Genomic DNA, 6,542 nt, shown 5'->3' on the forward strand with positions numbered 1-6,542 from the left:
GGTGAGGTGTGTCGGCGGGGTGAGGAGAGGGAGGAGCTTCACGGCCGGCCTCCTGCATGGCGTACGGGGGAGGCGGCTCCCGTTCCCGTACGCCCTGGTGGGGTGGCGGGACGGGGAGCCCCGCCGACCGGCCGGGCGGCCGTGGCCGGGGTCGTGGAGCCGTACCACCGTGCCGTGCGGCTGGCGGCGCGGTGGTACGGCGACCTCGTAGCGGCTCCCCTTGCGCCGGACCCCGTGCGGCCGGAACACCGCCTGATACGGGGGACGACGCCTGGCGAACATGTCCCACGTGTGATTTCCCCCTCCCCGCCTGCCGCGAAACTGCGGCTTGCGGGATGCTGTGGATAACGTTCGTTCACATCCCCGGCCCTTCAGGCGCGGGAGACCAGGTGGAGGCAGTGATGGGTGTGACCGGTCCGATCCGTGTGGTGGTGGCCAAGCCGGGCCTCGACGGCCACGACCGCGGTGCCAAGGTCATCGCGCGGGCGTTGCGGGACGCCGGTATGGAGGTGATCTACACCGGGCTGCACCAGACGCCCGAGCAGATCGTCGACACGGCGATCCAGGAGGACGCCGACGCCATCGGCCTCTCGATCCTCTCCGGGGCGCACAACACGCTGTTCGCCAAGGTGATCGAGCTGCTGAAGGCCCGCGAGGCCGAGGACATCAAGGTGTTCGGCGGCGGGATCATCCCGGAGGACGACATCGCACCGCTGAAGGAGCTGGGCGTCGCGGAGCTCTTCACACCGGGGGCGACGACGACCGAGATCGTGACGTGGGTCAACGCCAACGTGCGCCAGGCCGCCCAGGCCTGAGGCCCGCAGCCGGAACCTGAAGCCAGCCGCTGGAACCTGGGGCCCGCAGTCGGAACCTGGGGCGGGCCCGCTGGAACCTGGGGCGGGCCCGCTGTGCAGGGGCCGACCCGCTCCGCACAGGTCGGCACGCTGTGCGGGGGCGGGTCCGCCGCACAGCGGCCCGTCCCCATCCCTGTCCCCGTCTCAGGGCATCAGCTCCGCCTCCATCGCGGCGCGCAGCCGCAGGGTGGAGACCAGGCGCTGGAAGGCCTCCGACCAGTAGCCGCCCGCCCCCGGTGACGCCCCCTCCAGCTCGTCCTGCGCGGCCGTCAGGACCTCCAGCCGGTCGGCCTCCGCCGGATCCAGGCAGCGCTCGGCGAGGCCCATCACCCCGCTGAAGCTCCACGGATAACTCCCGCCGTCCCGTGCGATGTCGAGAGCGTCGACCACCGCACGCCCGAGTGGCCCGGCCCAGGGGACCGTGCAGACGCCGAGCAGCTGGAACGCCTCCGACAGGCCGTGCGCCGCGATGAACCCGGCCACCCAGGAGGCGCGTTCGTCGTCGTCCAGGATCGCGAGGAGTTTCGAGCGCTCGGCGATCGAGGCCGTCCCGGGGCCGCTCGCCGGTGGCGCCGAGGGGCGCCCGAGCAAGGCCCGGGCCCACCGCGGATTCCGCTGCCGGACCGCCGCCCGGCACCAGGCGGTGTGCAGCTCGCCGGCCCAGTCGTCGGCGACGGGCAGGGCAACGATCTCCTCGGCCGGACGCCCGCCGAACCGCTCCTCCCAGACGCCGAGCGGGGCGGCCTCCACCAACTGCCCGAGCCACCAGGACCGTTCACCCCGGCCCGTCGGTGGGACCGGTATCACGCCGTCGCGCTGCATCCCCGCGTCGCACTCGTGCGGCGCCTCCACGGCGATGGAGGCGGCGTCCCCCGTACGGTCCGGGTTCACGCAGGTGGTCGCGCGGGCCGCCATCCGTCCGGCGAGAGCCGACTCGGGCAGGGCGGAGAGCAGTTCGGCGGCGGTGGCGCGGACGTTGCGGCTGCGGTCGGACAGGGCCTGCTCCAGGAAGGCTTCGTCGTCGCCCCCGAGCCCGGACCGCAGGGAGTCCAGGAACATCAGCCGGTCCTCGGCCCGTTCGGTCGACCAGGTGGCGGCGAGCAGCGCGAGCCCGGCGGGCGGGTCCTGCGCCCGTACGGCGTCGAGCAGCGCGATCCGCTCCGCGAACAGTCCCTCCTCCCACAGCCGGGCCACCGCGTCCGGGTCCGTGATGTCGGGCCGGAGCGGGCCGCTCGCGGAGCCTCGCAGGGCGAACTTCCAGTCGGGATTCAGCGCGGCCAGCCACAGACCGCGCGGTCCGGCGAACGCGAGCGCCTGCGGGCGCAGGTCCGTGCGCGCCCGGGCGGCGTCCAGCAGCGCGGGCAGCAGGGCCGCCGGGGCGCGATAGCCCCTGCGGTTGGCGGTGGCCAGCCACTGCGGGATGAGCTCGGTGAGGTCGGGCGCGGTCCCGCGCCGCCCGCCGCCCGAGGGTGCGGAACGGTCCGCCAGCAGGTGGGCGAGCCGGTGCCGGGCGGCTTCGGGGAGCGCCGGGCGCGGGTCCGGGGCGGCGGGCTCGGGTCGTGCCTCCGGCACGGCGGGCAGCAGCCCGGCCCGCTGCCGGACGGTGTGCAGCGCGGCGGCGTCCAGCAGGGCCGCGGGGGCATCGGCCGGTGCGGGGCCGCCGCGGGGCGTCGGCGGGCGCCGGTCGGTGCCCAGGAGGGCCGAGGTGACCAGCTCCTCCCAGGGGAGGGAGTCGAGCGATGCGGATGCGGGACTGGTGATGGGGCTGGTTGTGCGAGGCATCTTTCCCCTCCGGTGCAGGGACTGCGCGCATGTCGGGCAGCGGCGGCAGACCGTCAGGCGGCAGCCAGTCAGGCAGGCAATCAGGCAGGCAATCAGGCAGTCAGGCAGGATGGCGGGCGGGAACGGCGGGGTCGTCAGACCAGTTGGACGATCGATCCGCCCGGCGAGCGCCCCGCCTCCTCCTCCCCCTCGCCCGGTTCCCAGGCCGTGAACGGGTCGAAGCCGCGGTGGCCGATCTCGCCGAACACCGTGACCGGGCCGCCGCCGGACAGGGCGACGAGCTTCCACAGGCCCGGCCGGGACAGCGCGGCCGGGGCGATGGGCAGCGCGGATCCGGTGCGGCCGTCGGCGTACGTGTCGGCGTGGGCGTCGGCCACCTGCCAGCCGTCCTCGGACGGCACGGGTATGACTTCGCGCAGGGTGACCGGCCAGGCGTCCAGCCAGGGATCTTCCCGCAGGGCGTTCCCGTAGACCGCCGGCGCGGCCGCCGCGGCGATCCCGGGCGGGGGACCGGCCGGAGCCGTCGCCCCGAACTGCTCGCCCAGCTCCGCCCGGAGCCGGCCGCCGCCCGGATACGGCGTCAGCTCGGCGTCGATCGTCGCGCCCACCGGCAGTGCCTGCGCCGGGGCCCGGCCCGCCGCGCCGAACGAGAGCAGCAGAGCGGTCCGGCCCGTCCTCCGCCCGTACAGCCAGATCCGCCGGGTGACGAGCCTGCCGTCCGGGGTGTCGTACTGCGCGAGGACCAGCCAGTGGTCGCGGACCGGGGGGCCTTCGGCGGACATCGGCAGCCCGACTCTCGTCCGCACGGTCGCGGCCAGCGGGTCCGGCAGCCGGTCGCGGCCGAGCCAGGCCGTGTCCAGCAGATGGAGCAGTCCGCACTCCTCCAGCAACCGGACCGGTCGGCCCGGACCGGACCCGGTGATCGCGCCCAGCTCCCGTACGCGCGCGGCGAGGCCGGGGGCCTGGGCGTCGACCATGCGGGCCGCGGTCTCCTCCCACAGGCCGTACCCCGAGCGGTCCGTCGCGGCGAGGCCGCCGCGCAGCAGGTCGGCCAGGCGCTGCTCCAACTCCTGGGCCCCGTCCGTGACCCGCTCCGCGCGGCGCTCAGCCCGCTTCCTTGCGGCGGCGGTGTCGACGGGGCCCCGCGCGCCGTCGCCGCCCGCCGCGGGCTCCCCCTTCCCCGCCGCACGTGCGCGCCGGCCCGCGATCCACGCCGCCGCCCAGTCGGCCGGCTCGCCCGGCCGGAACGCGGTGTCGTCGGAGGCCAGGAGCAGCAACAGCCCCAGCGCGTGCTTGCACGGGAACTTCCGGCTCGGGCAACTGCAGGAGCAGGCCGGGCCTGTGGTGTCGACCACGGTCCGGTACGGCGTGCTTCCGCTGCCCTTGCACAGGCCCCACACCGCGCCCGTCGCGTCGCGCCCCGTGCCGGACCACGGGCCGGCCGCGCCGAGCCGCGTGCCCGCCTTGCGTGATGCCGCGTCAGGAGCCAGGGCCAGCACCTGTTCCACCGACCAGCGCGCCGCCGGGTCACCGGCTGGCGAGGTCTCTCCCCCGTGAGATAGCTGCATGTCTCCGACGGTAGGCGGCACCACTGACAGTCCCCTGACAGTCCCCTCCGACCTGCGGAAGCATCGTCTCGGGGGGAATTTGACTTTGCCTTCCCTTTGCGTTTCTCTGCGTTCTCCGCATACGGAACAGATCCGGGCGGACCGATCCAGGGGGGATCCCAGATGAACCGCACCACCCGTATCACCCGCGCCCTCGCGGTCTCCGTCCTCGTGCTCGGCCTCGGCGCCTGCTCGGCCGAGTCGGTGGACCAGGCGGTCGGCAAGGCGGTCGACAAGACCGTGGACGAGACCTACGAGGTGACGTACGAGGTCACCGGCACGAGCGTCGACGAGATCACGTACCACGGAGGCGGCGGCGAGGCCATGGAGCCCGAGCTGGAGACCGTCAAGTCGCCGGCCCTGCCGTGGAAGAAGACCGTCGAGCTGCGGGGCATCATGCCGCCCGCCGTCATGCCGCTGGCCCTGGAGGCGGGCGGCGCCGACGTCACCTGCACCATCACCTACAAGGGCGAGGTCATCAAGGAGGCGAAGGGCGAGGGCATGCTCACGGCGGGCGGCTGTGTCGCCGTGTCGCCGATCGTCGGCTGACTCGGGCTGACTCGGGCTGACCCGGGCTGCCGGGGCGGTTCCGTCCGCTCGACAACGGGGCCTGACCTGCGGTCAGGGCCCGTTGTCAGTGCCATGGTGCACGGTGGAAACCACATCGGGTCGACCGATCTGGAGGGGGATCCATGACCGTGCCCGCAACCACCCCGACCACCCCGGCCGCCGTGCCGGAGGCGGGCGTCGAGGCGCTGCGTCCGCACGCCGAGGACGCGTTCGCCGACGAGCTGAAGGCGCTCGCGGCCGCCGACGACCGCCCGAGGCCCGCCCGCTGGCGGCTGTCGCCCTGGGCCGTCGCCACCTATCTCCAGGGCGGAACGCTGCCGGACGGGACGGTGATCACGCCGAAGTACGTGGGCCCGCGCCGTCTGGTCGAGGTGGCCGTGACCACGCTCGCCACCGACCGGGCACTGCTCCTGCTCGGCGTCCCCGGCACGGCCAAGACCTGGGTGTCCGAGCACCTCGCCGCCGCCGTCAGCGGTGACTCGACGCTGCTCGTGCAGGGCACCGCGGGAACCCCCGAGGAAGCCGTCCGCTACGGGTGGAACTACGCCCAGCTGCTCGCCCACGGCCCCAGCCGCGACGCGTTGGTGCCCAGTCCGCTGATGCGGGCCATGTCCGAGGGCATGACCGCCCGGGTCGAGGAGCTGACCCGCATCCCCGCCGATGTGCAGGACTCGCTCATCACGATCCTGTCCGAGAAGACGCTCCCCGTCCCCGAGCTGGGCCAGGAGGTCCAGGCCGTCCGCGGGTTCAACCTCATCGCCACGGCCAACGACCGGGACCGCGGCGTCAACGAGCTGTCCAGCGCGCTGCGCCGCCGGTTCAACACCGTCGTGCTGCCCCTGCCCGCGACCCCGGACGCCGAGGTCGACATCGTGTCCCGGCGCGTCGACCAGATCGGCCGCTCGCTCGACCTGCCGGCCGCACCGGAGGGTCTGACCGAGATCCGCCGCGTGGTGACGGTCTTCCGCGAACTGCGCGACGGGGTGACCACCGACGGGCGCACCAAGCTCAAGTCCCCCTCCGGCACGCTCTCCACGGCGGAGGCGATCTCCGTCGTGACGAACGGCCTCGCGCTCGCCGCCCACTTCGGCGACGGCGTCCTGCGCCCCGGTGACGTCGCGGCGGGCCTCCTCGGCGCGGTCGTCCGGGATCCGGCGGCGGACCGGGTGGTCTGGCAGGAGTATCTGGAGACCGTGGTCCGCGAGCGGGACGGCTGGAAGGACTTCTACCGCGCCTGCCGCGAGGTCTCCGCATGACGGGCCCCGCCGGGCCTGCCGCGACGACCGCAGGGGCCGGGGCGGCTGTTCCGGGTTCTCGCGCGGCCGCCGGTCCTGCCGTGTCCGCCACGACGGCCGGAGCGGCCGGGCCGGGCGACCATCCGGCCCCCGGGCCCTGGCTCCTGGGGGTGCGGCACCACGGCCCCGGGTCGGCGCGCGCGGCCCCCCCCCCCCCCCCGGCCGCGCGGTCTGTACGGGCCAACTGCCGCATCCGCGCCGTGGTGCGCTCGGGAACGCGCCGTGGTGCCCGGCGAGCGGGGCGCGGTGGACGCGCCGAAGGGCACGATCGGCGGTGAGGCGTCTTCTCGTGCGGCTCCGCCGGCCGAGAGGCAGAGCGAGGGGGGGGGGGGGGGGGGCCCCGGCGCCCCCCCCCCCGGGGCGCGATAACTGGAACAGCCCCCGGCGCGGGGGGGGGCCCCCCCCCCCCATGCGAGCGCGGGGCGGCGGGGGCG

The 6,542-nt window shown here is 75.1% G+C and carries 6 protein-coding genes; 3 read left to right on the forward strand and 3 right to left on the reverse strand.

The window, feature by feature from the left end:
• Positions 1-282 (reverse strand): hypothetical protein (locus JS521_RS32725; protein WP_205086528.1); only part of this gene is annotated, 282 nt, incomplete at its 3' end.
• 119 nt (positions 283-401) lie between these two features.
• On the opposite strand from JS521_RS32725, the gene icmB reads away from it, so the two are divergent.
• Positions 402-815, forward strand: coding sequence for a coenzyme B12-dependent isobutyryl CoA mutase small subunit (icmB, locus tag JS521_RS32730; RefSeq protein WP_003966859.1), 414 nt, complete (start codon positions 402-404; stop codon positions 813-815).
• 183 nt (positions 816-998) lie between these two features.
• Here icmB and JS521_RS32735 read toward each other — a convergent pair whose 3' ends face one another.
• Together JS521_RS32735 and JS521_RS32740 are read right to left on the reverse strand one after the other, a co-directional pair.
• Positions 999-2,636: a DUF5691 domain-containing protein gene (locus JS521_RS32735; RefSeq protein WP_205086529.1), complete on the reverse strand. Its 1,638-nt coding sequence runs from the start codon at positions 2,634-2,636 to the stop codon at positions 999-1,001.
• A gap of 134 nt (positions 2,637-2,770) precedes the next feature.
• Complete coding sequence (locus JS521_RS32740; RefSeq protein WP_205086530.1) at positions 2,771-4,204, reverse strand: SWIM zinc finger family protein; 1,434 nt, start codon at positions 4,202-4,204, stop codon at positions 2,771-2,773.
• A 162-nt stretch (positions 4,205-4,366) separates the two neighbouring features.
• Here JS521_RS32740 and JS521_RS32745 point away from each other — a divergent pair, with 162 nt between their 5' ends.
• Positions 4,367-4,792 carry an MmpS family transport accessory protein gene (locus JS521_RS32745; RefSeq protein ID WP_205086531.1) on the forward strand — a complete coding sequence of 142 codons (426 nt, stop codon included), beginning with the start codon at positions 4,367-4,369 and terminating at the stop codon, positions 4,790-4,792.
• 143 nt (positions 4,793-4,935) lie between these two features.
• Positions 4,936-6,069 carry an ATP-binding protein gene (locus JS521_RS32750; protein WP_205086532.1) on the forward strand — a complete coding sequence of 378 codons (1,134 nt, stop codon included), beginning with the start codon at positions 4,936-4,938 and terminating at the stop codon, positions 6,067-6,069.
• Positions 6,070-6,542 lie beyond the last annotated feature (473 nt).

Source organism: Streptomyces durocortorensis (genome assembly GCF_016901035.1).
Classification (GTDB): domain Bacteria; phylum Actinomycetota; class Actinomycetes; order Streptomycetales; family Streptomycetaceae; genus Streptomyces; species Streptomyces durocortorensis.